The organism is Microlunatus soli, assembly GCF_900105385.1.
Lineage (GTDB): Bacteria > Actinomycetota > Actinomycetes > Propionibacteriales > Propionibacteriaceae > Microlunatus > Microlunatus soli.
This window is the reverse complement of the sequence record NZ_LT629772.1, coordinates 4331472-4357660: the sequence shown is the minus strand read 5'-3', so window position 1 is coordinate 4357660 and position 26189 is coordinate 4331472. Positions and strand designations below refer to the sequence as shown.

The following is a 26189-nucleotide window of genomic DNA, read 5'->3' as shown; positions in this document are numbered from 1 at the left end:
TGATCATGACCGGATCAGGTCGGCCGGTGATCGGGCTGAGCACCTACCGGGTCGACGCGCAGTGGGGTGTCTGGGACGGCGAAGCGGTGTTGCTGCCGACCACCTACACCCGATCGATCGAGGCTGCCGGTGGCATCGCGATGCTGCTCCCACCACCGTCCGAGGGACTGCCGGCCGCGGAGTTCGCCGACACCGCGGTATCGCGGATCGATGGCCTGGTGATCACCGGCGGATCCGACGTCGATCCGAGTCGCTACGGGGCCGAACGCCATCGCGAGACCGACGAGCCGCACGGTCAACGCGACGTCTGGGAACTGGCATTGCTGGATGCCGCAGCGGCGGTATCCCTGCCGACATTGGGAATCTGCCGCGGCGTGCAGGTGATGGCCGTGCACGGCGGTGGGACCCTGCATCAGCACGTTCCCGAGGTGGTCGGTCACTCGGCCCACTCCCCCGGCGGCCGGGTCTACGGCGAGGTGGCGGTGTCGATCGAGCCGGGATCCCGGCTGGCGTCGCTGGTCTCGGCGTCGACGGTCGGAGATCGGCTGACGGTCAGTTGCCACCATCATCAGGCGGTGGCGACCCACCCGGGGTTCCGCGCGACCGCATGGTCTGCCGACGGCGTACTGGAGGCGATGGAGGCCGACGGGTCGGCCGACCGGTTCAACCTCGGAATCCAGTGGCATCCCGAGGAACGCGACGATGCCGGCCTGTTCGGCGGTCTGGTGCGGGCCTGTACCCCGTCAGGCTGACGGGCGATGCTTGAAGATCACGGCCCGCTGCACGATGAAGTTGACCGTGGTCGCCACGCCCTGGGCGATCACGAACGCGATGCCCTGCACCAACAGCAGCGGCAACCGGTCCTGGAGCAGCGCGAAGATCAGGCTGAACAGGCCGACCTGGATCAGGAACGTCCCGCCGTACAAGATCAACACTCCGAAGAACCGGCGCCGGGACGGCCCGGCCCGGAAGGTCCACCGCCGATTGATCAGGTAGGCCGTTGTCGTGCCACAGACGAACGACACCGCCTTGGCGGGGGTGTGCGGCAGTCCGAGATGCATCAGCAGCACCAGCACGCCGAAGTCGACGACGGCTGACAGCCCGCCGGTCAGCACGAAGCGGAACAGCTGCACCGGCAGCCGGTGGTGGTGGTGTCCCGGGCCGGACGACGCCGCTGGAGGTGGTAGCGCCGAAGAGGGCAGGCCGAGATCACCGCTCGGCGCGACCTCCTGGCGTTCTTCTGGCACCCGACAAGGGTAAGAGGTGACGCAACCGGTCGGTGTAGCGACGCAGCTTCCTGGTCCGGTGGGCGGAGACCTGTTCGACGATCCTGTTTTCCGTGCCGTCCCGCAGCCGCCGATTCAGGTGCCTCAGGTCCTCGGCCGTCCCCGTGGCCGCGATCAGCAGCCGCAGTCGGCGGGCGTCGGACACTGTGGCCAGCAGCCGGTCGGTCAGGTGTGGCAGCACCGTTGCCTGCAATTCGGTCAGAGCCGCGGCCTGCTGCTCCGGCCCGGCGTTCATGAACGGCCCGTCGAGTGCGGGCGCGAGTGTTCGCAGCAGCACCCGACGGAAGTACGCCGGCTGCTGGTCCACCGGCACCGACGCTTCGATCTGCCGGGTCAGTCGGCTGCAGGTGAGCACCTTGTTGGCCAACGACTGGGGCCGCCGGGACAGGTTGCCGCCGTCACCACGGTCCCGGCGCCGGACGTAGTACGTCTTCTCGGTCAGAGTGCTGACCCGACGAGCGGCCAGCAGTGCTGTGGCGGCAAAGATCTGGTCCTCGCCCTGCACCATGTCCTCGCAGAACTCCAGGCCGAGCCGCTGCAGCAGCGTGCGACGGAACAGCTTCTGCGCCGACAGGCTCCGCCAGACCCCGTCGGTGATCAGATCGGCATCGGCGGCCTCCCGCAGCCGGGAATGCCGGTGGCCGATGCCGATGCTTCGGGTCCGTCCGACGACGACGTCGGCATCCAGGGTGTCGGCCCGGTCGACGAGCTCCTGCAACGCGTACGGCGGCATCCAGTCGTCGGCGTCGTGGAAGAACACAAAGCGGCCCGTCGCCCGGCGTAGCCCGACGTTGCGGCCGACCGAGGGCGTACCGGAGTTCGGTTGGCGGAAGATCCACAGCTGCGGCCAGGATTCGGCCAGGATCTCCAGGTCCGACCACGTGTCGTCGGTCGAGCCGTCGTCGACGACGATCACCTCGAGCTGTTCGGGTGGCAGCGTCTGCGCCCGCAGTGCGAGCAGCGCGCCGGCCAACAGCTCGCTGCTGTTGTAGGTCGAAATGATCACCGAGACCCCGACGGACGGTTCATTCACCCTGTGCCCCCTGCGGCTTTCCAACCGCAAGCTAAAGGCGGACTCGACGCAGTGTCAAGAACCTTCGATCAGAGTCGACACAGGTCGTTCATCCAGGCCAGTGCGGCGTCCGCTTCTCCACGAAGGCGGCCACCCCTTCGGCCCGGTCAGCGGAGAAGGCGGTGTGCTGCCAGCGCGCCTCCTCCAGTTCCAGTCCGTCGGCCAGCGGGAGGTCGTGGCCGTCCCGGACCGCTGTCTTGGCGTCGCGGATGGCGACCGGGGATTTGGCGGCGATCACGGCAGCGAGTTCGTACGCCGCTGCCCGCGCCCCACCGGCGACGGCGCGGCGATCGGCCAGCCCGATCGTCGCCGCTTCATCGGCGCCGACCCGGCGGGTGGTCAGGATCAGATCCAGCGCCCGGTTCAGCCCGACCCGGCGGGACAGCAGTTGGGTGCCGCCGCCACCGGGGATCACCCCGACACCGACCTCGGGCAACGCGAACACGGCAGTGTCGGAGGCGACGATCAGGTCACAGGACAGCGCGAGTTCGCAGCCGCCACCGAGGGCGTACCCCTCGACCGCGGCGATCGTCGGCATCGCCAGCCCGAGGACGCCGGCGTAGGCCTGCCGGGAGACCGGGCGATAGCCGGCCAGCTCGGCATCGCTCAGCCGGTTGCGTTCCTTCAGATCCGCGCCGACACAGAACGCCTTGTCCAGCGCCGTGCTGATGATCACCGCCCGTACCGTGGGGTCGGCCGAGAGTTCCTGACAGGCTGCGGCGATCGCCTTGCCCTGTTGGGTGTCGATGGCGTTGAGTGCCTCCGGCCGGTCCATCACGAGCTCGGCGACGTGCTCGTCGCCCCGTTCGATCCTGACGGTCACCGGTCACCTCCGGAGAACAGCAATTCGCTCATGATCACGTGCACCTGTTCGACATCGGGTACGTCGTCCAACACGATCACCCCTTGATCGGCAGCGGTCTGGATCTGCAGCGTGCCGCACCCCAACAGTCGATCGAGCAGGCTGCGTTCGTAGCTGACGTCGTTGATCCGCAGCAGCGGCAGGTCCCGGCCGGTCTTGGTCAGGATGCCGGACCGGGTGATCAACCGACGGTTGGTCACGGTGTAGGTCGTGGTCGCCCACCGCAGGAACGGCAGCAGACACCACCAGACCGCCAGCACGACACCGATCGCCACCACCACCAGCGGCCCGATCGGCGCGTACTCGTCCGGGATCAACGCTGCCCCCACTCCGACGGCGGCGCCCAGCAGGATCAGCGCGACCGCCGGCAGGATCAACGCCTTCGCATGCGTGCGCAGGTGGATCTCGACGTGCTCGTCCTCGCCGAGCAGCTTCCGGGGCAACGCCATGTCTCAACCGTACTGGGCCTCAACCGTGATGGGCCGGCGCGGAGACCGCTCGACGCTCGCCTTTCACCGCAGATGGACCACATCGCCGGCGCCGAAGGTCTGCAGCCCATCGGCGGTCCGGACCACCAGCCGACCATGATCATCGATCGCCTCGGCACGGCCGCGTGCATCCTCGCTGTCGGACAGCACGACCCTGACCTCACGGCCGATGGTGGCGCAGCGGGCGACGTAGGAACGCGCCAGCGCCGAACCGTCGAAGTCGTCCAGCCAGTTCCGGTAGAGCAGTCCGAAGGCCCGCAGGATGGTCGCGGCCACGGTGTTCTTGTCCCGGGTCCGGGCACCGGCGAGCAACAGCGACGTGGCCCACGGCACCGGCAACTGCTCCTCGGTCAGATCGGTGTTCACGCCGATGCCGATCACGCAGCCCGGCCCGTCCGGGGTCTCGACCCGCTCGGCCAGGATGCCGCAGAGCTTGCGGTCGGCGACCATCACGTCGTTGGGCCATTTCAGCAACGTCGGGACGTCCGTCGCGCGACGGATCGCCTCCGAGGTCGCCATCCCGGCGATCAACGGCAGCCAGGTCCAGCGTTCGGCCGGCACCTCGGTCCCGGGCACGACCAGCAGCGAGATCGCCAGGCTGGTCTCCGGCGGCGCCGACCACGAACGGTCCAGCCGTCCCCGCCCACGAGATTGGTAGCCGGTCAACAGCGCGGTCCCGTCGGACGCCTTCCCGGTGCGTGCCCAGTCGGCCAGATCAGCGTTGGTCGAACCCGCCTGCTCGGCCACCACGACCCGCTGCCACGGACTCTGCGGGCCGATCAGCAGGGTCTGCAGTCGTTCCTCGTCGAGCTTGCCGGCGCCGGGGTCGTGGTCGTGGGTGTCCATGTCGGATCCGACCCTACTCGGCCCGCCCGTTAGGGTCGGACGCATGCAGTCGGACATCCACACCACGGCCGGCAAACTGGCCGACCTCGACCGTCGACTGGAAGAAGCGGTCCACGCCGGTTCCGCCGCAGCGGTGGAGAAGCAGCACGCACGCGGCAAACAGACTGCCCGCGAGCGGATCGAGATGCTGCTGGACGACGGCTCGTTCATCGAACTCGACGAATTCGCCCGGCACCGGTCCACCTCGTTCGGGATGGAGCAGCGGCGTCCGTACGGCGACGGCGTGATCACCGGCTTCGGCACCGTCGACGGCCGCCAGGTGTGCGTCTTCTCCCAGGACTTCACCGTCTTCGGCGGCTCGCTCGGCCAGGTGTTCGGGGAGAAGATCGTCAAGGTGATGGACTTCGCGCTGAAGACCGGCTGCCCGCTGATCGGGATCAACGACTCCGGTGGTGCGCGGATCCAGGAGGGCGTGGTGTCGCTCGGCCTGTACGGGGAGATCTTCCGACGCAACACCCACGCCTCCGGGGTGATCCCGCAGATCTCGTTGATCATGGGACCGTGCGCCGGCGGCGCGGTCTACTCACCGGCGATCACCGACTTCACCGTGATGGTCGATCAGACCTCACAGATGTTCATCACCGGACCGGACGTGATCAAGACCGTCACCGGTGAGGACGTGACGATGGAGGATCTCGGCGGCGGCCGGACCCACAACACGACGTCGGGCAACGCGCACTACCTCGCCACCGACGAGGAGGACGCGATCAGCTACGTGCGTGAGTTGCTGTCCTACCTGCCGCAGAACAATCTCGAGGAGTCTCCGGCCTTCGAGACCGACGTGGAGCTGGAGATCAGTGATCATGATCGCGAGCTCGATCTGCTGGTCCCGGACTCGCCCAACCAGCCCTACGACGTGCAGGACGTGATCAAGAACGTCCTGGACGACGCGGACTTCCTCGAGGTACAACCGCTGTATGCCGGCAACATCGTCACCGGCTACGGACGGATCGAAGGGCACGCGGTCGGCATCGTCGCCAATCAGCCGCAGGTGTTGGCGGGCTGCCTGGACATCAACGCCTCGGAGAAGGCGGCCCGGTTCGTCCGGACCTGCGACGCGTTCAACATCCCGGTGATCACCTTCGTCGACGTACCCGGCTTCCTGCCCGGCACCGATCAGGAGTGGAACGGCATCATCCGGCGCGGCGCGAAGCTGCTGTTCGCCTACGCCGAGGCGACCGTGCCGCTGGTCACGGTGATCACCCGTAAGGCCTACGGCGGCGCGTACGACGTGATGGGCTCCAAGCACCTCGGTGCCGACATCAACCTGGCCTGGCCGACCGCGCAGGTAGCGGTGATGGGAGCCCAGGGTGCGGTCAACATCCTGTATCGCCGCGAGCTCGCCGATGCCGATGATCCCGACACCCGGCGGGCAGAGTTGATCACCGAGTACGACGAGGAACTCGCCAATCCCTACCTGGCCGCCGAGCGCGGCTACATCGACGCGGTGATCCACCCGCACCAGACCCGGACCGAACTGACCAGAGCCCTGCGGCTGCTGCGGAACAAGCGCGAGCAACTGCCGCCGAAGAAGCACGGGAACATTCCGCTATGACCGACCAGCCAGCAGAACCGCAAGCTCCGCAGATCACGATCACCCAGGGCAACCCGACCGACGAGGAGATCGCCGCCGTCGTCGCCGTGATCACCGCCCGGTCCGTTGCGCCGACGGCGGCCGACGCGGCGCCGCGTTCGGGTTGGGCCGCCTATTGGCGCGCCGTGCGCGCACCCCTGCCGCCAGGTCCCGGCAGCTGGCAGGCGGCCTACCGCCGCTGACCCCGGCCGACATACCGAGCCCGGTGATATCGTAGAGATATCAGGAGGGTGGTTCTCGTGTCCGACAAGACGTTTCTGGTCCGGCTGAGTGAGGAAGAGCATCAGGCGCTGCAGGATCTCGCGACCGCCGAGCACCGATCGATGCAGGACGTGGCCCGGCTTGCCATCGCCGAGCGAGCCAGCCGGAGCCGACGCCATGACGAGGTGCACGACGCGCTCGCCGAGATCATGGATCGCGACAGCGAACTGCTGCGTCGACTGGCGCAGTGATAACACGTGCCGGAGCCGACCGACCTGCCGCCGGATTCGATTGATTACATCCGCCTGGACGATGCGCTGCAGGCAGTCGCGATGCTCGGGCAGACGGTTCGCGATGCCGGCCTGTTGAACGGCGCCCTCGTCCGGCCGCAGACGTTCGCGTTCGAAGTCGAGGTCTATCCCACGCTGCACCTGAAGGCCGGCGCCCTGTGCGACAGCCTCAACCGATCTCATCCGCTGATCGACGGTAACAAGCGACTGTCCTGGCTTCTCACTGCCCTCTTCTATCAACGCAACGGGTACACGCTGCTGACCGACGCGGACGAGGGCGAACGATTCGTCCTGGAGGTCGCATCCGGTCACGTCGAGGTCGCCGACATCGCTCACTGGCTGGAACTGCACGTCAGCTGACCCGATCCGGCTCGAGCACCGTAGGCTTCTGCGGTGACGACAGCTACCCTCCGCGCCGCGCAGGCAGCGACGTTCGCGATCTTCGGGCTGAACGGGCTGCTGATCGCCAGCTGGACCGCCCGACTGCCGGTGGTCGCCGACATCTTCGGACTGTCGCCGGGTGGCTTGGGGTTGCTGCTGCTGATGGTCGGGCTGGGGTCGGTGCTCGGTCTGCCGCTGGCCGGCGGCATCGTCGATCGGCTCGGCACGGCGGGCGCGGTCCGGGCCGCCGGTGCGCTGCTCGGCGTGGCGATGTCCGTGATCGCGGTCAGCCTGCTGAACGGCTGGTTGTTCGTCTGCGGCGCCGCCCTGTTCTGTCTCGGTTTCGGCGTCGGGGTCTGGGATGTCGCCCAGAACATCGAGGGCGCCGAGGTCGAGCGCCGCGGGCCGAAGACGATCATGCCGAAGTTCCATGCCGCGTTCAGCGGCGGTGCGTTCGTCGGTGCGCTGCTGGGTGGTCTGCTGGCCCATCTCGGCGTTCCGCTGTGGTCGCACCTGTTCGGTGTCGTCGCGCTCGGCACGGTGGTGGTGATCATCGTCTCCCGGTCCTTCCTGCCCGCACACGCCGAGCACCCCGACGACGAACAGGCACCGCGCAGCCGGTGGGCGGCCTGGGCAGAACCGCGCACGTTGGCGATCGGACTCGTCGTGCTGGCCGCCGCGCTGACCGAGGGCGCCGCCAACGACTGGGTCGCCAAGGCCACCGTGGACGGGATGGGCGCCAGCGGCAGCGGCGGCGCGATCATGTTCGCCGTGTTCGTGGCCTCGATGACGATCTTTCGCTACGCCGGCAGTGCACTGCTGGACCGCTTCGGCCGGGTGGCGACCTTGCGTGGCTGCCTGGCCGCGGCGATCGTCGGCCTGCTGATCTTCGTCTTCGCCCCATCGGTCTACCTGGCTGCTGTCGGTGCCGTGCTGTGGGGAGCCGGCGCAGCGTTGGGCTTCCCGGTCGGGATGTCGGCCGGCGCCGACGAGCCACGGCATGCCGCGGCCCGGGTATCGGTGGTGTCGACCGTCGGTTACGGCGCCTTCCTGCTCGGTCCGCCGCTGCTCGGTCTGCTCGGCGATCATGTCGGGATCCGGCACGCGCTGCTGGCGGTCGCTGCCGTCTGCCTGATCTCGTTCCTCAGCGCACCGGCGGTCCGGCCACGCCCGAGCGACCGAGCGGCCGCCACCACCGGCCCGGGCGGTAGGGTCGGCGACCATGAACGCTGAGTCGCGTCCGGTCGACGAGATCGCCGACCGCTACGTCGAAGATGCCGTCCGTCGGCAGCCGACCCTGGCCACTGCGCTGGGCATCGCCGGCTATGACGACCAGTGGGACGACTTCTCCCCCGACGGCTACGCCGAGCTCGCCGAACACGACCGCCGGACGCTGGCCGCGCTGCACGCCGCCGCACCGACCGACGAGCGGGAGAACAGCGCCAAGGAGGCGATGATCGAGCGGTTGACCTGTGCGACCGAGTTGTACGACGCGCACATCGTCACCAGCAGGGTCAGCGTGATCGCCGACGTCGCCCACGAGGTCCGCGAGATCTTCGACCTGATGCCGACCGATACGGCCGACGGCTGGCGCAACATCGCCGCCCGGTTGCGGACGGTCGGCACGCCGCTGTCCCAGGCCCGGCAGACGCTGGCGCAGGAGGCCTCCGCCGGGAACGTGTCGGCCAAACGTCAGATCGAGGGCACCGCGGAGCAGATCCGGAGTTGGACCGGCGAGCAAGGCAGCCACGACTTCTTCGCCGAGCTGATCGGCGGCCTGCCGGCCGAGCACGGTGAGACGTTGGCCGCCGAACTGCGCGGAGCGGCCGATGTCGCGCGGCAGGCGTTCACCGACTTCGCCGACTGGCTGCAGACCGACCTGTTGGGTTCCGCACCGAGCCTGGACGCGGTCGGCGAGGAGCGTTATGCGCTGAACAGCCGCTACTTCCTGGGGGCGACGGTCGATCTGCAGGAGACCTACGAGTGGGGTTGGGCAGAGCTGGAGCGGCTCCAAGATCAACAGCGGGCGATCGCCCGGGAGCTCTACGGCAGCGAGGACATCAAGGCCGCCTATGCCGCCCTCGATGCCGATCCGGCACGGCAGATCTCCGGCGCCGAGGCATTCCGGGAATGGATGCAAGGCCTGGCCGACCAGGCGCTGAGTGATCTTGCCGGGACGCACTTCGACATCCCGGACCCGATCGCCAGGATCGAGTGCTGCCTGGCGCCGACCCATGACGGGGGCATCTACTACACCGGCCCGACCGAGGACTTCTCCCGACCGGGGAGGATGTGGTGGGCGGTGCCGGAGGGGATCGACAGCTTCGCCACCTGGAAGGAGGTCACCACCGTCTACCACGAGGGGGTGCCCGGCCATCACCTCCAGGTCGGCCAGAACGCCTACCGTTCCGATCTGCTGAACCGCTGGCAACGCTTGCTGTGTTGGGTTTCCGGGCACGGTGAGGGCTGGGCGCTGTACGCCGAGCGGCTGATGGACGATCTCGGATACCTCAGCGATCCCGGCAACCGGATGGGCATGCTGGACGCCCAGGTGTTCCGGGCGACCCGGGTGATCATCGATATCGGTATGCACCTGCAGTTGCCGATCCCGGACGGTAACCGGTGGGGTTTCCATCCGGGCGAGCGGTGGACTCCGCAGGCCGGTCTGGAGTTCCTGATCATGAACACGGCGACCGACGAGCCGACGCTGCGTTTCGAGTTGGACCGGTATCTGGGCTGGCCGGGGCAGGCGCCGTCGTACAAGATCGGTGAACGGATCTGGCTGCAGGCCCGCGAGGATGCCCGACAGCGGGCCGGCGCCGACTTCGACCTGCGACGGTTCCATGCCGACGCGCTGAATCTCGGTCCGATGGGCCTGGATCCGCTGCGCGCAGCACTGGCCAGGCTCTGATCATGGTCGGCCTGGTCCTCGCGTCGCAGTCCCCTGCGCGACTGGCAACCCTGCGCTCAGCCGGTGTCGAGCCCGAGGTGATCGTCTCCGGTGTCGACGAGAGCGTGATCACCGACACCGACCCGGCCGGACTCGCGCTGGCACTGGCCGAGCTGAAGGCGCGCGCCGTCGCCGACCAGCTGACGCAGCGACCGCGGGCGACGCCGACGTTGGTCGTCGGATGTGATTCGGTGCTCGAACTCGACGGCGCGAGCTACGGCAAGCCGCACGAGCCCCGGGTCGCTGTCGAGCGCTGGCACGCGATGCGCGGCAACAAGGGCGTGCTGCACACCGGACACTTCCTGGTCAAGATCATCGACGGGCAGCAGGTGTACGCCGCCGGTCGCGGTGCAGCCACCGTCGTGCACTTCGCCGATCTCAGCGACGCCGAGATCGAGGCCTACGTCGGCACCGGGGAACCGTTGGCGGTGGCCGGGAGTTTCACCCTGGACGGGCTGGGCGGCCCGTTCGTCACCGGCATCGAGGGCGATCCGCACAACGTGGTCGGGATCAGCCTGCCGGTGTTGCGGGAGATGATCATCGGCGCCGGGCACAGCTGGCCGGAACTGTGGAGCTGATCATCGCTTCGGACGCCGGCAGCTGCCGCGGACGATCAGGGTGGTGCTCATGATCATCGTCTGCGGTTCGGCCGGCCCTTCCGAGCGGACCCGTCGGGCCAGCAGCCGGGCGGCCTCGGCTCCCATCTCATAGGCCGGCTGGGCGATCACCGACAGCGGCGGGTCGACCACCGGCGCCCAGGATGCGTCGTCGAAGCTGATCACGCCCACGTCGCGGCCGGAGTGCAGCCCGGCCCGTTGCAGGCCGCCGAGCACGTCCAGGGCCAGCATCGAGTCGATCGTCAGGAACGCGTCCGGTGCGTCCCGCTCGGCCAGCAGTGCACTGATCATCTCCGCGCTGCCCCCGGCGTGGAAGCCGACATGTCTGACCACCGGGGCCAGCCCGTGCCGACGCATCACGTCCTCATATCCCAGTCGGCGCTGTTCGGCGGTCGCGGTGTCCGCGGGCCGGGTGATGCAGGCCGGGCGCCGCCAGCCCTGCCGGAGCAGGTGTTCGGTGGCCAGCACGGCCCCCTCGAAGGATGCCGCGGTGACGAAGTCGACCGGCTGCCGCAGCGCCCGATCGACCACCACCAGAGGGATCTGGTCGTCCTGCACGGTCGAGACGTCGGAATCGTCCGAACGGGGTGCCAGGATCACTCCCGCCACCCGCTCCATCGCCGCGACCTCCAGGTAGCGGTCCTGTTTGGCCTGGTCCTCGTCGGTGTTGCAGAGCAGCACCGAGTAGCCCAGCTCGGAGGCGACATCCTCCACTCCCCTGGCCACCGCTGTGTAGAACGGGTTGTTCAGGTTGGTGATGATCAACGCCCACACCTGGGTGCCGCGACGTCGCAGGTTGCGGGCCACTGCATTGGGCCGATAGCCCAGCTTCTGCACCGCCGCACGGACCCGTTCGGCCAGCACCGGATCGACCCGGGCACTGTTGTTGAGGGTCCGGGATACCGTCGCCACCGAGACCTGCGCCTCCCGAGCGACGTCGACGATCCTGATCATCGGGGACTGGGGCCGTCCACCGTCCACTGTTCACCGGCCTTCAGCACGGCCTGTGGTGCTTGATGCTCCCGATCGCCGAGCAGTAGCCGCCGGATCGGCAGCTCGCCGCCGACCACCCGGACGGTGCCGGTCTCCGGATCCCAGTCGCCGAAGGCGGTTCCGGTCGACCAGAACGACCGCTGATCCGGCCGGCCGACGGTCAGGGTCCGGTCCAGTCCGGAGTAGGACGTCCGATTCCAGGTGGCGTAGGCCGACCAACTGGCCATCGCGCGGGCGTAATGGTGGCCGCACTCGGCCTCGTCGAACGGATTGCGTCGAGCGCCGTCGTACCTGGCTCGGATGGCACCGATGATCTCCCGGGCCTCGTCGGCGGCTCCGACCTGGAGCAGCCCGGTGGCTGCGGTGTGTTCGAAGCCGGTCATCACCTCGTTGTAGTACGGGAAGGGACGCTCCGGGCGCTTGCCCTCGTCATAGGTACACATCAGCACGGCGGACTCGTCGCCGAGCACGAAGCTGCGCATCGGGTTGAAGTGGTGCACGAAGCCGTGTTGGAAGTTTCGATCATGGACTGCCCGCCAGGCCGACCGGACGTGATCGGGGTCCAGCAGGTCGCCGAGACCGACCAGGGTGGACGCATACTGACCGACCAACTGATCGACCAGGCAACCGTCGCCGAGTTGCAGTTCCGGATTTCTCGTGCCGGCCGATCCCATCCCGGGCAGCCGCAGTCCGTCGGCGATCGCGGACGGGTCGTCGACCGGCCGGACCTGGTGGACGTAGTAGCTGCCGTTGAAGAGATTGTCGTCCAACCACCGCGATCCGTTGTCGAAGAGTCTGCGACAGGTAGCGGCGAATTCGGGATCCGCCATGGCCGTGGCCATCTCTTCGCAGGCTCGCAGCGCGGCGAGATACCACGATCCCATCTGTGGGTTCGGACCGTAGTACTCCACGTCCATGGTGTTGTGCTGGACGCCCTCCATCACGCCGTCCTGGTCGGCGTCCCAACCGCCGGGTATCCAACAGAACTCCAGGGTCCGTTTGGCAGCGGGCCAGTGTCGGGTGAGTTGATCATGATCGCCGCTGAGCTGCCAGTCCAGATACAGATGGACCAGGCAGGCCATCTGGCCGTCCGCGGCGGCCCGCCCCCAGGCTTGGGACTGTTCGATCGGCAGTCCGGCACGAAAGCTCATCAGGCCCTGTCCGTCGGTCGCTCGCTGATACTGGGTTTCCCGGTAGGACTGGGCGATCGGCGCGAACAGCAGCGAGCTGGCGAATTCGTAGCCCCAGACATGGCTGCAGGTGCCGTGACAGCTGCCGGAGCGGTCCGCGGTGCCCTCCCAGCCGTAGTAATCGCCGGCTGCGGATTGGAAGACGGTCGAACTGCGCAGCGTCGACAGGTTGAACAGCGCCGCCTCGGTGATCTCGGCGGGCGCATCGGCTGCCAGCACGGTGGAAACGCAGTCGACGGTGGCTGTTTCAAGATCATCCAACCGGCCGGCGATATCGACGGCGGTTTGCCAGCTGTCCGGGTACAGCACGGAATAGGCGTTGCCGATCACGTCGTCGGTATAGGTCCCGACGGCATGTCCGTCGGACCGCCAGGCTCTCCGATTCGGGAAGTTCCAGGTGATCAACAGTGTGATGTCTGTGCTGGCTCCGGCGGCGAGTTCGCATTGCGCGGCGATGGTTCCGATCGGCCGCGCCGCGGCGCTCTCCCGCTCCTCCAGGTTGCCGTCGTCGAGCAGGTCGTCCCAGAAGTCGAGCAGCGAACTCCCCCATGTCAGGTCGGCCCAACCCGTGCGGTGGCTGATCTCGGCGCCGCTCGGGCTGATCAGCGCGACGCTGACCTCACCGGCGGCCTCCGCATCGGCGTCGAGTTCGGGGGCGGTCATCGTGAATCCGGCCAACTGCTCCTGCTGGCGAAAGGTGTTCCGATTGCCGCCGGCGGCATCGGCGCTGCCGTTGGCCCCGACGAAATTGCTCATCGCGGCGGCCAGGGTGAGGTGCTGGGCGACGTCGCTGGTGTTGGTCATTCGATAGCGCAGCACCGCAACGGGAAGTCCGCTGGTCTGTACATCGCCGATCACGAACGGGTTGAAGCCTTGCACGGTGACCTCGAGCGGGAAGCTGTCGTCGGCCAGTCGCACCTGGCCCAACGGGTAGGCCGCATCGAAGCGGCAGTCGGTGAAGCGCGGCAGGCCGTGGTGCGCGGCAGCCGAGCCGAAGGCGCCCTGGTAGCTCTCGATCGGCAACGGCCCTTCGGCCAGCAGCGCGCGTGCCGGGCCGTCGTGCGCACGGGTCCGGACGACAACGCAACCGGTGTCCGGACGGAAACCCTTACCCGGTCGATTGCCGATCTCGAAGTCCCGGAAGTCGCCGCGGCCGCCGAGTCCGATCGTCCCGGTACCGATCCCGCCGATCGGCAGGCTGATCCGCTGCAGGTGATCGGCATCGTAGGACCGCAGCACCGGCCAGTCCGGTGGCCGGCTCGTGGGGTTGCTCATCGGGTTCCTTTCGAGACAAGGGTCTTCTTGCTGTTCACGGTTGCCTGCTCGACCGCCGCCGCCCAGATCATCGCGAGCGGGCCGGGGAGCAGGATGATCAGGGCAAAACTCAGGTAGGCCGCTGCCCAGACGCCGAGAGCAGTAGCCGCGACGACCGCCAGCACCGGAATGGGCTGCCGGCTGAGGACGAAGGCGGCCACCAGCCAGGTCTCCTTGCCGGGCACGCGGGTCAGCACGCCGTACGGCACCGCGACCACACCGGCCAGCAGGGCGGCTGCGGAGAGCAAGCAGCCGGCGACGAAGGACGGCAGCAGCAGCGCGCTTCCGCTGAGCCGCCAGGCGTGCCAGCCGATCAGCGTCAGCACCACCATCAGCATCGGGCCTGCGCTGATCATGATCGTCCGTCCCGCGTTGCTGGGCAGGGCGCGGAACAGGGTGCCGATCCCGAAGTGCTCGTCGCGGAGCAACTGTCGGCAGCCGACGACCAGGGTGATCAGCGGTGGCAGCACAAACAACCAGACCGCAATCGGGATCAGCCATCCGGACAGTCCGGCCACGACCCGGGTGGCCGACCAGCCGAGACCCACCAGCACCGACCCCGCCAGCAGCACCGGGAGATTGGGCCAGATCGCCCGCAGGCCCTTCATCCGCGGATCCCGATCGATGCCACGCTCTGCACGAATGCCCGTTGGAAGAGCAGGAAGACCAGCAGGATGGGCAACACCACCAGGGTGATCCCGGCGAAGACGACGACCGCCGGACCGCCACCCTGACCGGCCGAGAGGGACACCAGACCGATCGGCAGGGTCATCCGCTCGGGTGTGCTGAGGAAGATCAACGGACCGAAGTAGTTGTTCCAGGAGGATTCGAACCCGAGGATCGCCAGCGCCGACAGTGCCGGCCCGGCCAGCGGGATCATGATCTGGAAGAGGATCCGCAGATGGCCGGCACCGTCGATCCTGGCCGCCTCGTCCAGGTCCCGGGGTATCGAGTTGAAGTACTGACGGAGGAAGAAGATCGCGAAGACGTTGATCAGTGCCGGCAGCCAGAGCGCAGCCAGATGGTCGATCAGCCCGAGCTTGCGCATCAGGATGAAGGTCGGGATGATCGTCAGCTGGGTCGGGACCATCAAGGCGGCAAGCAGCAGGATGAAGATCGAATCCCTGCCACGGAACGGGATCCGCGCAAAGACGTAGCCTGCCAGCGAGGCCACCAGCAGCGATCCGCCGACCGAGATCACGGTGACCAGCAGGCTGTTCAGGAACATCCGTCCGATCGGGATCAGGTCCACCACGTCGGCGAAGTTCTGCAAGCTGAACGGGATCGGCAGCCAGCCCGGCGGCAGCCGGAAGGCCTCCCGCGGTGCGGTCAGACTGGTCGAAATCAGCCAGATCAGCGGTGCGATCATCAGGATCCCGACCACGGCCAGGACGACGCCGAGCAGCCAGCGGAAGGCACGCTCACCCATAGTGCACCCACCTCCGCGATCCCCAGAACTGCAACAGCGTGACCAGCATGATCACCACGAACACCACCAACGCGATCGCGGAGGCATAACCGATCTGGAAGGCCTGGAATCCGGTCTGGTACAGATACATCACGGCAGTGATGGTGGAGTCGTTCGGCCCGCCGGCGGTGATGATCTGGACCGGGTCGAAGATCTGGAACGCACCGATGAAGGTGATCACCGAGGCGAAGAACAGGGTCGGCGTCATCAGCGGCAGGGTGACATGGACGAACGCCCGGAGGCGACCGGCCCCGTCCACCCGGGCCGCCTCGGTCAGTTCATGCGGCACGGTCTGCAGGCCGGCCAACATGATCAGGAACGTGTAGCCGATGGTGTGCCAGAAGTCGATACCGATGATCGAGGGCAGCGCCCAGTCCGGGTCGGTGAACCAGCCCGGTGAGTCGATACCGAGCTTGCCGAGGTAGTAGCTGACGATGCCGAAGGTCGGATCCAGCACGTACTTCCACAACAGCGCGACGGCCGCCCAGGAGATCAGGAACGGGAAGAACAATGCCGTTCGGACGAAGTAGGACAACACCTTGTGGATGCCGCGGTTGACCGCGACGGCCAGCAGCAGCCCACCGACCAGGTGGGTGAGGACCGAGGCGAAGGCGAACAGGAAGGTGTTGCCCAAGGCTCGCAGCAGCAGATCGTCGGCGCCGAGCGCCCGGAAGTTCTTCAGACCGACGAACTTGGCCGGGGTGAGCAGGTCGTAGGAGAACAGGCTCAACGCCATGGCGGCGATGAACGGGCCGAGGATGAACACTCCGAACAACAGCAACGCCGGGCTGAGGAACAGCCAGCCGGGCAGCACGCGTTGTCGCCCGCCGCGGCCGCGCGGCGGAGCCGTCGGTCGGGTCACCGGTGGCGCCGTGGCCGTGGAGGTCACGCCAACAGACCCTGGATCTTGGTGTTCGCCTCGGTCAGGGCCTGCTGCGGCTGTTTGGTGCCGCTGATGCCCTGCAGCCAGGCCTCCTCGATGGCCTTCTGACACTCCGCTCCACGATCCGGGGCGGGAATCGGAGTCGCGACTTTCAACAACTCCGACAACAGCTCGGTGTTCTCCGGAGCATCCTCGAGGAAGGCCTTGCTGGTGGCGTCGGAGATTCTGGCCGGCACCGCGGCACCGCCGCCGGTGGTGATCGTGTCGCCGAACGACTCCGAGATCAGGTAGGTGATCAAGGTCCAGGCGGCATCCTTGTTCTTCGAGCCCTTCAGGATCGGCCAGGCATCCCAGCCGACCGGCGAACCGTCGGTGGTCTTCTTCGGCCACTTCACCAGTTGGACACCGTCCAGCGCCTTCAGCCGGCGCAGATCGTTGGTCGGCCAGCGACCACCACCGAAGGAGGCGAGCTTGCCCTGGGACATGGCGGTCGGTGCGTCGTAGGTGCCACCCGGCTTGGGCGCCAACCCGTCGGTGACCAGCGACCGGGCGAAGGTGAGCGACTCGACGGCCTCCGGACTGGCGTAGGTCGCCGTCGCCCACTTCTCGTCGAGCGTGCTCGCACCGTTGGTCAGCAGCCACGGCATCACATCGGTGAAGTACCCGCTGCCGGCAGCGGTCAGATAGGCCCCGGTCTTGGCCTTGATCTCCTTGCCCAGTTCGCTGAACTCGTCCCAGGTCCACTCCTCGGGCACCTCGACACCCGCATCAGAGAAGATCTTGCCGTCGACGTACAGCGCCATGGTGTTGTAGCCACCGGGCATGTAGTAGGTCTTGCCGTCGGGTGAGGCGTACTGCTTGAGCCACTCCTTCAGCTGCGGCGGGGTGTCCTTGTAGTAGCCGTCCACCGCTGCCTGATCCTTTTTGATGTACGGATCCAACGGCTCCAGCAGACCCTTGGAGGCGAAGATGCGCTGGCCCTCGGTCGCGATCTGGACGACGTCCAGCGGCTGGCCGCCGGCGAGCCGGGTGGAGACAGCATTGGCGAACTCCGCCCAGGACTTGGACGCGATGCCCTGGGCCTTCAGCGTGATCTCGGGGTGATCCTTGCGGAACTTGGTGAAGAGCTTGTCGTAGTCCTTCTGCAGATCGGCGTCGCCGTAGTAGACGAAGGTCAGATCTCCGCTGGCGCTGCCGGAGTCCGAACCGCAGCCGGCCAGTGTTGCACCGGCCGCCGGGACCAACGCCGCGGTGCCGAGTCCGCGGAGGAAGGTGCGGCGGTCGACCGGCCGCCCGAATGCACTGCTGTACGCGTACCCACTCATTCCGTCCCCTTTGACTGGAAAACGATTACACACCAGTTAAGGGAGGTGCGGCGCCGAGTGTCAAGGTCTTTGGACCCCTAATCAGAAAACGATTACGCAACCAGGTCGGCAGCCGTCAGCACCAACAGCAGCAGGTTGAGCGCGACGACCAGGACGACCACGAGCCAGGCGATCGCCAGGGTGGACCGTCGGGTCGGTGCCGCCGCCATCAGCCGGTGGTCGCCGGCGATCCTGACCAACGGGACGACCGCGAACGGGATCCCGAAGGACAGCACGACCTGGGACCAGATCAGCATCTGGGTCGGGTCCAGTCCGGCGCCGAGCAGGATCAGCGCAGGGACGGCGGTGATCAACCGCCGGGCGACGATCGGCACCCGACGCTGCAACAGACCGTCCATGATCACCGCGCCGGCGTAGCCGCCGACCGAGGTCGAGGCGAATCCGGATGCCAACAGCGCCAGCGCGAACAACAGCGCGATCGCCGGGCCGAGTTGTTCACCCACCGCGCGGTGCACGCCGTTCAGGGTGTCGACCCCGGCCAGGCCGAACAGCGAACTCGCGGCCAGCAACAACATCCCGATGTTCACCGCACCGGCAATGATCATCGCCAACAACACGTCCAGTCTGGTCGCCCGCAGCATCGAAGTCGCTTGTCCATGATCAACACGGCCGTGTCGGTCCCGGACCAGTGCCGAGTGCAGGTAGACCACATGCGGCATCACCGTCGCGCCCAGCATCCCGACCGCGAGCCGAGCGCTTTCGCTGCCGTCGATCCGGGGCAGCAGCCCAGCAACGGCGGACTTCGGCGCCGGCGGGTCGAACACCAATCCGGCCAGGAAACCCAACGTGACAACGGCAAGCAGACCGGTGATCACCCGTTCGAACCCGCGTTGACCGGTCCGGTCCTGGATCAGCAGCAGCCCGGTGGCGACTGCGGTGGTGATCAACGCGCCGACCATCAACGGCAGTCCGAACAGCAGCTGCAGTGCGATCGCACCACCGAGGATCTCGGCCAGGTCGGTCGCCATCGCGACCAGTTCGGCCTGCAGCCAGTAGGCGATCCGGCCGCGCCGGCCGACCCGTGTGCCGACCAGCTCCGGCAGCGACCGACCGGTCAGCAGTCCGATCTTGGCCGACAGGAACTGCACCAGCCCGGCCATCAGGGTCGCCCCGACCAGCACCCAGATCAGCAGGTAGCCGTAGCTCGCGCCGGCTGCGGTGTTGGTGGCGACATTGCCGGGGTCGACATAGGCGACCGCGGCGACGAAGGCAGGGCCGAGCAGTCGCGTCCGGTCCAGCAGGTCGCGATGCAGCCTAGGCGTCCGGACCGGCGGTGCGGACCGCATCGTCCCCTCGGGTGGTGACGACGTCGAGCGCCATCTCGGTGCAGAGCCAGCCGTCCGGGGTGCGTTCGAGGCGATGGGTGTAGGTCGCCCACACCTCCCAGATGTTGTCCTCCTGCTTGGTGGTGAGCACGTTCAACGCGTAGCCCTTGGACACGCACACCGCACGGTCACCATCGACGGTGATCTGATGGTTGCCGGCCAGGTGGAAGGTGAGTTTGGCGGGGAACAGATTTTCCGTCCAGGCCGCGATCAGGTCGTCGGCGGCCATCTGCTGCGGCCCGGCGCCGGACAATGCGCCGAAGTCGACGATGATCCGGTCGGCGAAGTAGGACCGGGCGAGCGCCCAGTCCTTGGCGTCGGTGGCGTTGTCGATGCCGTTAACCACATCCTGGATCGCGATCCGGTCGAGGACCTCTTGCAACCCTGCCTGTTGGTTCATGATCACAGGCTAATCGGAATCAGCCGTTGAGAACGCCACCGGCGATCCGGTCGGCGACCCGGAGCGCGCCGGCAAAGATGGTCAGCACCGGATTGACGCCGCCGTTGGTGACATTCAGCGATCCGTCGGCCACCCACAGGTTGTCGTGTCCCCAGACCCGTCCGTCGGGATCGGTCACCGAGGACTTCGGGTCGGTGCCCATCCGGCAGGTGCCGGCCTGGTGCTGCCCGGTGCTCGGCCCGTTCGGACCGCCACCGCCGGGCGGCGCGGCGAAGACCTGCGAGGCACCGGCGGCCGTCAGCCACTCCGCGGCACGTTCGGTCATGAAGTCGCGGGCCCGCAGATCGGACGGATGCAGTGCCCCGCTGAGAGCGGCGACCGGATTGCCGTACCGGTCCCGGACATCGGGATCGAGCCGCACCCGGGACTCAGCACTGGTCACTTCCTGGATCGGCCCGACCACCCGGGTCATCCGTCGGGTCCACTGCCGCATGCCGTCCTTGGCCCGCGGACCGTACGGCGGGAAGACACCGGCGGAGACGAGGTAGTCGAAGGTGCTGGACGGTGTGGGCACGAACTCGTTGGCCAGCATCCCGCCGCCGACAAGATCGGCGTTGCCGTGCCGGAAGTCGCAGGTGGCGATCGAGACGCCGGGCCCTTCCAGGGTGAAGATCTCGTCCTCGAAAACCCCCAACGCGCCGGCATAGAGGTGTGCCTGCAGATGCCGGCCGACCTGATCGGTGTTGTTGCCGATGCCGTTCGGTTCATGATCATGAGCGCTGAGCAGCAGCAGCCGGGCGGTCTCGGTCGCGCCGGCAGCGATGATCACCTCACCGGCCGTCACCTGTCGACGCCACTGGCCGGACCGGTCGTCACCGACCAGGGCGACACCGGTCACTGTGCCGGTGTTGTCGGTGATCACCCGTTCGGCGGTGGCGTTGGTGATCAAAAAACCTCGACCGGTCGCCAGGGCAGCCGGGATCGCGGTGTTGTGCGAGCCGCCCTTGGCCTCGACCGGGCAGGCGAATCCGACACATTGGGCACAGTGCAGGCAGGCCGAGCGGCCGCGATGTTCGGAGGAGTTGACCAACAGCGGTACGGGCAGGGTGCCCCAGCCGAGCCGCTGGGCACCGGCCGCCAGCGCGGCCGGGTTGCCGATCCCGGAGACCGGCGGCATCGGATAGTCCCTGGTCCGGGTGCCGGACCACGGATCCCCGCTCCCCAGACCACTGACTCCGAAGCGCCACTCGGCCTCGCTGTAATAGGGCTCCAGATCGTCGTAGCCGATCGGCCAGTCCGCCAGCGCACTGCCGTCGGGTACGCCGTATTCGCTGGCCATCCGGAAGTCCTTCGGCGCGAACCGCCAGGCCTGTGCGCCGTAGACCCGGGTGCCGCCGCCGACGGTGAAGGCATTGTTGCCCCATCGCGGATCGCTCTGACCGACCGCGACCCGATCGCCGCCGAGTTCGAGGGTCCGGGGGTGACCGGCACCGAGCGGCCCGCTCCACGGTGTCAGCCCGGTGTTGATCCGCGGATTGCGAAGATGATCATGATCGAGCTTGCTGGTCTCCGGACCGTCGCCGGCCTCGATGATCAACACCGTCCTGCCGGACTCGGCGAGCACCTGCGCGGCGGCGCCGCCGCCGGCGCCGGAGCCGATCACCACGGCGTCGTACCGGGACTGGAGTTGCTCGGGGCCGATCAGCCCGTCGGTGTGGAACGGCACCGGCGGCAGCTTCGTCGGCCAACCACCGGGCGGACCGGGCCGCCAGTCGATCATCTCCCAGGACCTCGGCGGCGTGGCCGACCGTGCGTTGTCACCGTAATAGGCGAGGTTGATCAACTGCGCGAACCAGCCGAATTCGGCGTCGTCGGCCAATCCGTCCAGCACCTCCTGTTGACGCTGCTGGTCCAGCCCGATGAAGCCATTGCCGGCGATCCGCCAGGACGCCGCATCGACCGATGCGACCACCGCGTTAATCCGTCTGCCCCACTCCGGACGCTCGTGCTCACGAAGGCGCTGCAGGAAGTCCAGCACGCCGGACTCGCTCGCGGACGGATAGTCGTCGGCAGGGACGACAGCGTCGACGACGGTGGTCAGCAGGTCAGCAGTGCTCGGAGAAGTCACACCCCATGGTTATACGCCACCGTGCTCAACCGGCCGGCACCCCATCCCACTCACCAGCTGGACGAGCCGCCACCACCGCCGCCTCCTCCGGAGAATCCGCCCCCGGACGAGAAGGAGCTTCCGCTGCTCCCTGCCCCGGTGCCGCTGGTGCTCGAGGACCCGCTGAACCAGCCGCCACCGGTCCGCGGCAGCGGCTCGCTGGCACCTGTCATGGTGGAGGCGAAGGTGGCGACGTTGAACGCGCGGAAGTCGATCGCCTCGTCACTGCCGCTGGCAAACCAGGACGGTGTCGCGTCGGGGAGCCGGCCCTGCTCGACCAGCGCAGCGCAGATCTTGTGCCAGCGACCGGCCAGGTCGAAGGCGACCGCCCACGGCAGATACTGCGAGTAGATGTCGTGGCCCTCCTCGAAGCGCAAGTGTTCGGCCTCGGCGGTGGCCAGATACTGCTGAAAGCCGAGTGCCTGATCGCAGATCGCCCGGCCCCGGGCGGTTCGCCGCCCGGCCCGCAGTCGGCGGCGGACCAGGACCGCGGTCACGGCCAGGGCGAGCAGCGGGAGCGCCGCGAAGCAGAGCTGCACCGGGAACGCGGTCGGGACCATACCGGTCAGCCAGAGGACCGTCACCACGACCGCTGCGACGAACAGCAGGCCGGCGATCACCAACCCGGCCACCAGCCCGCCGGAGATCCCCGATCCCGATGCCGGCGGCATCAGGTACCACCCGCGCCACATCCCGTCGGCCCGCGCCGCCTTGCCCGCCGCCGTGTGAGCTGCGGCCATCGCCCCTCGCGATGAAACGCGATGGGCGGTACCCACGGGTTCGTCGTCGGGAAAGAGTTCGTCCAGCAGGGCCTTCTGTTCGGCCGACGACGCCTTCTCGCGGTCGACCAGTTCGGCGGTGAAGCCGCGCTGATTCTCGTATCGGGTCCAGATCTTGATGGCGCCGGCCACCGCCGACGCGATCAGCGCAGCGGCCGAATGTCGTGCCTCGAAGGACCCGGCGGTCAGCATCCCGGCCTGGGCTGCCGGCGCATCGGGCGGACTGAAACGGACCGGGACCTCGAGCTCGGCAGTGGCCCGCTCGACCCGTGCGCCGGCGGCATCGTCGGGTACCGAGCCCGGAGCAAGGTCGGCATAGCGTTGATCACGACCGAACCTCCGGACGCCGAACAGCGCGATGATCGGGATCAGCGCTGCCAGCAGCAGGGCGATCCCGCCTGGCACCGCAACGGCCCGGGAACCGGCCACCGCGCCCAGACCGGCCCGGGGTTGCAGGTGCGGTGCGTTGTCGGTAACCGATCCCGCAGCCAACTTGACGCCGATGGTGATGCCGTCGGCGGCCGGCAGATCGTTGTGCACGAAGGTTGCTTGACCGGTGCGTCGTCGGGCGTCGTCGCAGGTCGTCCTGCTGCCGACCGGGCCGGCATAGCAGCGCAGGTCCTGTGCGCCGCCGGGCACGGCTGCGGTGATCGACACCTGGTCGATACCCGGATTGTCGAAGCCGGTGGCATCCCAGTACAACTCGTCGTAGCCGGCACTGTGCCGCATCGCACCGCGGACCCGGTAGCTGATCACGTAGGTCGCCGTGTCGTCACTGACCCGGATGTCGGGATCTCCAATCCGGTAGGTGGTGCTCCGGGTTCGAGACAGCGGGCCGCCGTCGGTGATCGGCGTGACCGTGGTCGGAATGCTCGGATCGGGGCTGGTCACCGCGAAGTCCTCGATGGTGTAGACGATGTCGCCGCCGGTGTCCGGGTCCGGTTCGCGGGTGATCAGCATCCGTTGGATGCCGTGCCGGCCGGAGTCGGTGCCGAATCGCCAGACGAAGGTCTCCCGGACGTGCAGCACGCCCTGCCGATCCACCCGGTAGGCGATGTCCAGAGAGTCGATCCGGTCGGCTTCGGCGTGGGCGGCCGGCGCCACCATCAAGACCCCGCTCAGGACCATCAAGGCAACCAGCGCCCTGGCCAACCTGCGGACCGCGGCCACAGCCGGCGTCCGTGGAGTGCCGGTCGGTCCACTCTCGGAGCCTGGCATGACCACCTCTCTCACACCCACAACCGTGGGCGACGCTGAGCCTGAGGCAGAACTGTAGTTGGACGCTGATGGCAGCAGCGCCGGTGCGGCGCCGGCGTACGAACCCGTCGGCCGCGGTGTCGGATCGGCTGCCGTACGGCTTCGGCCGCTACCCTCGCATCGTTATGTCTGCAGATATCACGTCGACGCCCGACGGCCCGTTGCCCGCACCGCGCCGGCCGAGCCGTCTCCCGGCCCCGGTCCGCGCGCTCCGGCCGCGGCAGTGGATGAAGAACGTGCTGGTGCTGTCGGCCCCGCTGGCCGCGGGCTCACTGTTCCAGACCGGGGTGCTGAGCAAGTCGGCGTTGGCGTTCGTGTCGTTCTGCCTGGTCAGCGGCGCGGTGTATCTGATCAACGACATCCGCGACGTCGAGGAGGATCGGCTCCATCCCAAGAAGCGGTTCCGCCCGGTACCTGCCGGAGAGTTGGCCATCCCAGCAGCCTGGATCGAAGCGATCGTGGTCGGAGTCGTCGGGCTCGCGATCGGTTATCTCACCTCGATCCAGCTCGGGATCACCGTGACGGTTTACCTGCTGCTCCAGATCGGCTACTCCACGTTTCTCAAACATCAGCCGATCATCGATCTGGCGATGGTCGCCAGCGGCTTCTTGTTGCGGGCGATCGCCGGCGGCGTGGCGAGCGGCATTCCACTCAGTCAGTGGTTCCTGTTGGTGGCGTCGTTCGGGTCGCTGTTCATGGTGTCGGGCAAGCGCTACTCCGAGATGTTGGAGCTCGGCGCCGACGCCGGGACCCGCAAATCGCTGGCCAGTTACACCACCTCCTACCTGCGCTTCACCTGGATGCTGTCGGCCGGCATGGTGCTGATGTCGTACAGCCTGTGGGCGTTCGAGAATCTCCAACGCGGACCGCTCGGCGTAGGCTGGACTGCGATCTCGATCGCTCCGTTCACACTCGGGTTGTTGCAGTATGCACGGGAGATCGACCAGGGCACCGCCGGTGAGCCCGAGGACGTGGTACTGAAGGACCACGTCCTGCTGATCTTCGGTGCGCTGTGGCTGATCGTGATCTGTGTCGCGGTCTTCGGATGATCAAGAACATGAGAGGAACCACGTGATCGACGCTCTCGGCGTTCCGCAATCGCTGCTGCTGCTCGGCGGTACTTCCGACATCGCGCTGGCGATCGCCCATCGCTATGCCGCGACCCGGCACGAGCAGGGAACCTCGCTGCGGGTGGTGTTGGCCGCCCGGCCCGGTGAGCGTCGGACTGCGGCGGCGAACGGTCTGCGCGATGCGGGCTGCACGGTCGTCGAACTGGACTTCGAGGCCTCGGACGCGACGTCTCGGCAACGGGTGATCGAGCAGGCTTTCGCCGAGGGTGATCTTGATCTTGCGGTCGTCGCGTTCGGCATCCTGGGTGACGCCGAACGAGCCTGGACCGATGCAACGGCGACCCTGGAGATGGCCGAGATCAACTTCACTGCGCCGGTCCATCTCGGTGCCCTGCTGGCAGACCGATTCAAGGGCCAGGGCTACGGCCAGGTTGTTGCGCTGTCCAGCGTTGCGGGCGAACGGGTCCGCCGTTCCAATTTCGTCTACGGCTCGACCAAGGCCGGCTTCGACGGCTTCTACCTCGGGCTCGGTGAGGCGTTGCGGCCGTTCGGTGCCCGGGTCCTGGTTGTCCGGCCGGGGTTCGTCCGGTCCAAGATGACCGACGGGATGGCCGAGGCGCCCCTCGCCGTGACGCCGGACGAGGTCGCCGGTGCGACCGTCGCCGCGGTCCGCGATCGGCGCGAACTGATCTGGGTGCCGAACACCTTCCGGTACGTGATGGCGATCCTGCGGCACGTACCGCGCCCGATCTTCCGCCGGCTGCCGATCTGATGGAGTCTCGCGTGGCCGGCCGTCAGCCCTGCGCGAGGCTCAGCACCTGGGAGCCGGTGGCAGTCATCACGATCGACCTCAGCAGATCGTCATGTCGGCCCTCGGCCAGCCAGTGTGACAAGGCCACCGATGCCGTCGGTGGCATCGGCAAGGTGGCGGTCTGCGGGGCGATGTCGAACCACCGGAGCTCCCCTTCGGGACATGAGGTCGGTGCCGGTGTTTCCGGGCGCAGGTCGGCGGTGAAGTAGAAGGTCGACCGGAGTTCGTCGCCGGTGTCGCGGAACGAGACGTAGCGGAGGCTGAGGTCGGAGATCTGCTCGGCCGCGAGACCGACCTCCTCGTGGAGTTCACGGAGCGCCGCCCCGGTCGGATCGCGGATCTCGTCCGGTTCGATGTGACCGCCGATGCCGACCCAGGAGTCAGGAATCGCGGAGGATCCGAAGCGATACAGCAACAGCAGCTTTCCGTTGCGGACCAGGAATATCGACGTCATCAGCCGGGTTGCGCGCAGCGACATGGTCGAAGGTTAGCGATCGCAC

The 26189-nt window shown here is 67.8% G+C and carries 26 protein-coding genes; 10 read left to right on the top strand and 16 right to left on the bottom strand.

Annotation, left to right across the window (positions count from 1 at the left end; translation table 11 throughout):
- The first annotated feature begins 5 nt into the window (after positions 1 to 5).
- Positions 6 to 752: a gamma-glutamyl-gamma-aminobutyrate hydrolase family protein gene (locus tag BLU38_RS19905; RefSeq protein WP_091527179.1), complete on the top strand. Its 747-nt coding sequence runs from the start codon at positions 6 to 8 to the stop codon at positions 750 to 752.
- Here BLU38_RS19905 and BLU38_RS19900 read toward each other — a convergent pair.
- The 5 genes from BLU38_RS19900 to BLU38_RS19880 form a co-directional block, all read right to left on the bottom strand.
- Positions 744 to 1247 carry a GtrA family protein gene (locus BLU38_RS19900; protein ID WP_269458125.1) on the bottom strand — a complete coding sequence of 168 codons (504 nt, stop codon included), beginning with the start codon at positions 1245 to 1247 and terminating at the stop codon, positions 744 to 746. The two genes, BLU38_RS19905 and BLU38_RS19900, sit on opposite strands and share 9 nt — an antisense overlap.
- Positions 1210 to 2319: a glycosyltransferase family 2 protein gene (locus tag BLU38_RS19895; protein ID WP_157683577.1), complete on the bottom strand. Its 1110-nt coding sequence runs from the start codon at positions 2317 to 2319 to the stop codon at positions 1210 to 1212. The genes BLU38_RS19900 and BLU38_RS19895 overlap by 38 nt, the downstream gene beginning before the upstream one ends.
- An 88-nt stretch (positions 2320 to 2407) precedes the next feature.
- Complete coding sequence (locus BLU38_RS19890; RefSeq protein WP_231919947.1) at positions 2408 to 3181, bottom strand: enoyl-CoA hydratase/isomerase family protein; 774 nt, start codon at positions 3179 to 3181, stop codon at positions 2408 to 2410.
- Positions 3178 to 3669 carry a PH domain-containing protein gene (locus BLU38_RS19885; protein WP_091527177.1) on the bottom strand — a complete coding sequence of 164 codons (492 nt, stop codon included), beginning with the start codon at positions 3667 to 3669 and terminating at the stop codon, positions 3178 to 3180. Before BLU38_RS19885 ends, BLU38_RS19890 begins: the two co-directional genes overlap by 4 nt.
- Positions 3670 to 3732: 63 nt before the next feature.
- The gene (locus BLU38_RS19880) at positions 3733 to 4554 is read right to left on the bottom strand and encodes a biotin--[acetyl-CoA-carboxylase] ligase (RefSeq protein ID WP_091527176.1); all 822 of its coding nucleotides are present in this window, start codon (positions 4552 to 4554) and stop codon (positions 3733 to 3735) included.
- 43 nt (positions 4555 to 4597) lie between these two features.
- Here BLU38_RS19880 and BLU38_RS19875 point away from each other — a divergent pair, with 43 nt between their 5' ends.
- Genes BLU38_RS19875 through BLU38_RS19845 form a run of 7 tightly spaced genes read left to right on the top strand, consistent with a single transcriptional unit; the run spans position 4598 to position 10608 of the window.
- The gene (locus tag BLU38_RS19875; protein WP_091527175.1) at positions 4598 to 6169 is read left to right on the top strand and encodes an acyl-CoA carboxylase subunit beta; all 1572 of its coding nucleotides are present in this window, start codon (positions 4598 to 4600) and stop codon (positions 6167 to 6169) included.
- Entirely contained in the window at positions 6166 to 6390 is a 225-nt protein-coding gene (locus tag BLU38_RS19870) for an acyl-CoA carboxylase subunit epsilon (RefSeq protein WP_091527174.1), read from the top strand. The genes BLU38_RS19875 and BLU38_RS19870 overlap by 4 nt, the downstream gene beginning before the upstream one ends.
- A gap of 57 nt (positions 6391 to 6447) precedes the next feature.
- Positions 6448 to 6660, top strand: a complete 213-nt coding sequence (locus BLU38_RS19865) for a hypothetical protein (RefSeq protein WP_091527173.1) — start codon at positions 6448 to 6450, stop codon at positions 6658 to 6660.
- 6 nt (positions 6661 to 6666) lie between these two features.
- Positions 6667 to 7059 (top strand): type II toxin-antitoxin system death-on-curing family toxin, encoded by a 393-nt coding sequence (locus tag BLU38_RS19860; RefSeq protein ID WP_197679787.1) that lies wholly within the window; start codon positions 6667 to 6669, stop codon positions 7057 to 7059.
- A 33-nt stretch (positions 7060 to 7092) separates the two neighbouring features.
- Positions 7093 to 8313, top strand: coding sequence for an MFS transporter (locus BLU38_RS19855; RefSeq protein WP_091527172.1), 1221 nt, complete (start codon positions 7093 to 7095; stop codon positions 8311 to 8313).
- Positions 8303 to 9991 (top strand): DUF885 domain-containing protein, encoded by a 1689-nt coding sequence (locus BLU38_RS19850; protein WP_091527171.1) that lies wholly within the window; start codon positions 8303 to 8305, stop codon positions 9989 to 9991. Before BLU38_RS19855 ends, BLU38_RS19850 begins: the two co-directional genes overlap by 11 nt.
- Before the next feature lie 2 nt (positions 9992 to 9993).
- Complete coding sequence (locus BLU38_RS19845; RefSeq protein WP_091527170.1) at positions 9994 to 10608, top strand: Maf family protein; 615 nt, start codon at positions 9994 to 9996, stop codon at positions 10606 to 10608.
- Here BLU38_RS19845 and BLU38_RS19840 read toward each other — a convergent pair whose 3' ends face one another.
- The 10 genes from BLU38_RS19840 to BLU38_RS19800 all read right to left on the bottom strand — a co-directional run bounded on the left by BLU38_RS19840 (position 10609) and on the right by BLU38_RS19800 (position 23769).
- Positions 10609 to 11601: a LacI family DNA-binding transcriptional regulator gene (locus BLU38_RS19840; protein WP_157683576.1), complete on the bottom strand. Its 993-nt coding sequence runs from the start codon at positions 11599 to 11601 to the stop codon at positions 10609 to 10611.
- Positions 11598 to 14105, bottom strand: a complete 2508-nt coding sequence (locus BLU38_RS19835) for a GH116 family glycosyl-hydrolase (RefSeq protein WP_172836187.1) — start codon at positions 14103 to 14105, stop codon at positions 11598 to 11600. Before BLU38_RS19835 ends, BLU38_RS19840 begins: the two co-directional genes overlap by 4 nt.
- Positions 14102 to 14752, bottom strand: a complete 651-nt coding sequence (locus tag BLU38_RS31250) for a hypothetical protein (RefSeq protein ID WP_172836186.1) — start codon at positions 14750 to 14752, stop codon at positions 14102 to 14104. Before BLU38_RS31250 ends, BLU38_RS19835 begins: the two co-directional genes overlap by 4 nt.
- Positions 14749 to 15573 (bottom strand): carbohydrate ABC transporter permease, encoded by an 825-nt coding sequence (locus BLU38_RS19830; RefSeq protein ID WP_091527167.1) that lies wholly within the window; start codon positions 15571 to 15573, stop codon positions 14749 to 14751. Before BLU38_RS19830 ends, BLU38_RS31250 begins: the two co-directional genes overlap by 4 nt.
- A complete protein-coding gene (locus BLU38_RS19825) occupies positions 15566 to 16501 on the bottom strand; it encodes a carbohydrate ABC transporter permease (protein ID WP_231919946.1) in 936 nt (311 codons plus the stop codon). Before BLU38_RS19825 ends, BLU38_RS19830 begins: the two co-directional genes overlap by 8 nt.
- Complete coding sequence (locus tag BLU38_RS19820) at positions 16498 to 17820, bottom strand: ABC transporter substrate-binding protein (protein ID WP_091527166.1); 1323 nt, start codon at positions 17818 to 17820, stop codon at positions 16498 to 16500. Before BLU38_RS19820 ends, BLU38_RS19825 begins: the two co-directional genes overlap by 4 nt.
- Positions 17821 to 17912: 92 nt before the next feature.
- Positions 17913 to 19166 (bottom strand): Nramp family divalent metal transporter, encoded by a 1254-nt coding sequence (locus BLU38_RS19815; RefSeq protein WP_091527165.1) that lies wholly within the window; start codon positions 19164 to 19166, stop codon positions 17913 to 17915.
- A complete protein-coding gene (locus BLU38_RS19810) occupies positions 19135 to 19605 on the bottom strand; it encodes a nuclear transport factor 2 family protein (protein WP_157683575.1) in 471 nt (156 codons plus the stop codon). The genes BLU38_RS19815 and BLU38_RS19810 overlap by 32 nt, the downstream gene beginning before the upstream one ends.
- A 19-nt stretch (positions 19606 to 19624) precedes the next feature.
- A complete protein-coding gene (locus tag BLU38_RS19805; RefSeq protein ID WP_091527163.1) occupies positions 19625 to 21733 on the bottom strand; it encodes a GMC family oxidoreductase in 2109 nt (702 codons plus the stop codon).
- Between the two features lie 50 nt (positions 21734 to 21783).
- Positions 21784 to 23769, bottom strand: coding sequence for a DUF2207 domain-containing protein (locus tag BLU38_RS19800; RefSeq protein ID WP_091527162.1), 1986 nt, complete (start codon positions 23767 to 23769; stop codon positions 21784 to 21786).
- Positions 23770 to 23933: 164 nt separating this feature from the next.
- Between BLU38_RS19800 and BLU38_RS19795 the strand changes: the two genes are divergently transcribed.
- Both BLU38_RS19795 and BLU38_RS19790 read left to right on the top strand, forming a co-directional pair.
- A complete protein-coding gene (locus BLU38_RS19795; protein WP_091527161.1) occupies positions 23934 to 24857 on the top strand; it encodes a decaprenyl-phosphate phosphoribosyltransferase in 924 nt (307 codons plus the stop codon).
- Positions 24858 to 24879: 22 nt separating this feature from the next.
- On the top strand, positions 24880 to 25650 hold the full coding sequence (locus BLU38_RS19790) for a decaprenylphospho-beta-D-erythro-pentofuranosid-2-ulose 2-reductase (RefSeq protein WP_091527160.1): 771 nt from the start codon (positions 24880 to 24882) through the stop codon (positions 25648 to 25650).
- A gap of 22 nt (positions 25651 to 25672) precedes the next feature.
- Here the strand turns inward: BLU38_RS19790 and BLU38_RS19785 are convergent, their stop codons facing one another.
- Complete coding sequence (locus tag BLU38_RS19785) at positions 25673 to 26167, bottom strand: NUDIX domain-containing protein (protein ID WP_091527159.1); 495 nt, start codon at positions 26165 to 26167, stop codon at positions 25673 to 25675.
- Between the last annotated feature and the right edge of the window lie 22 nt (positions 26168 to 26189).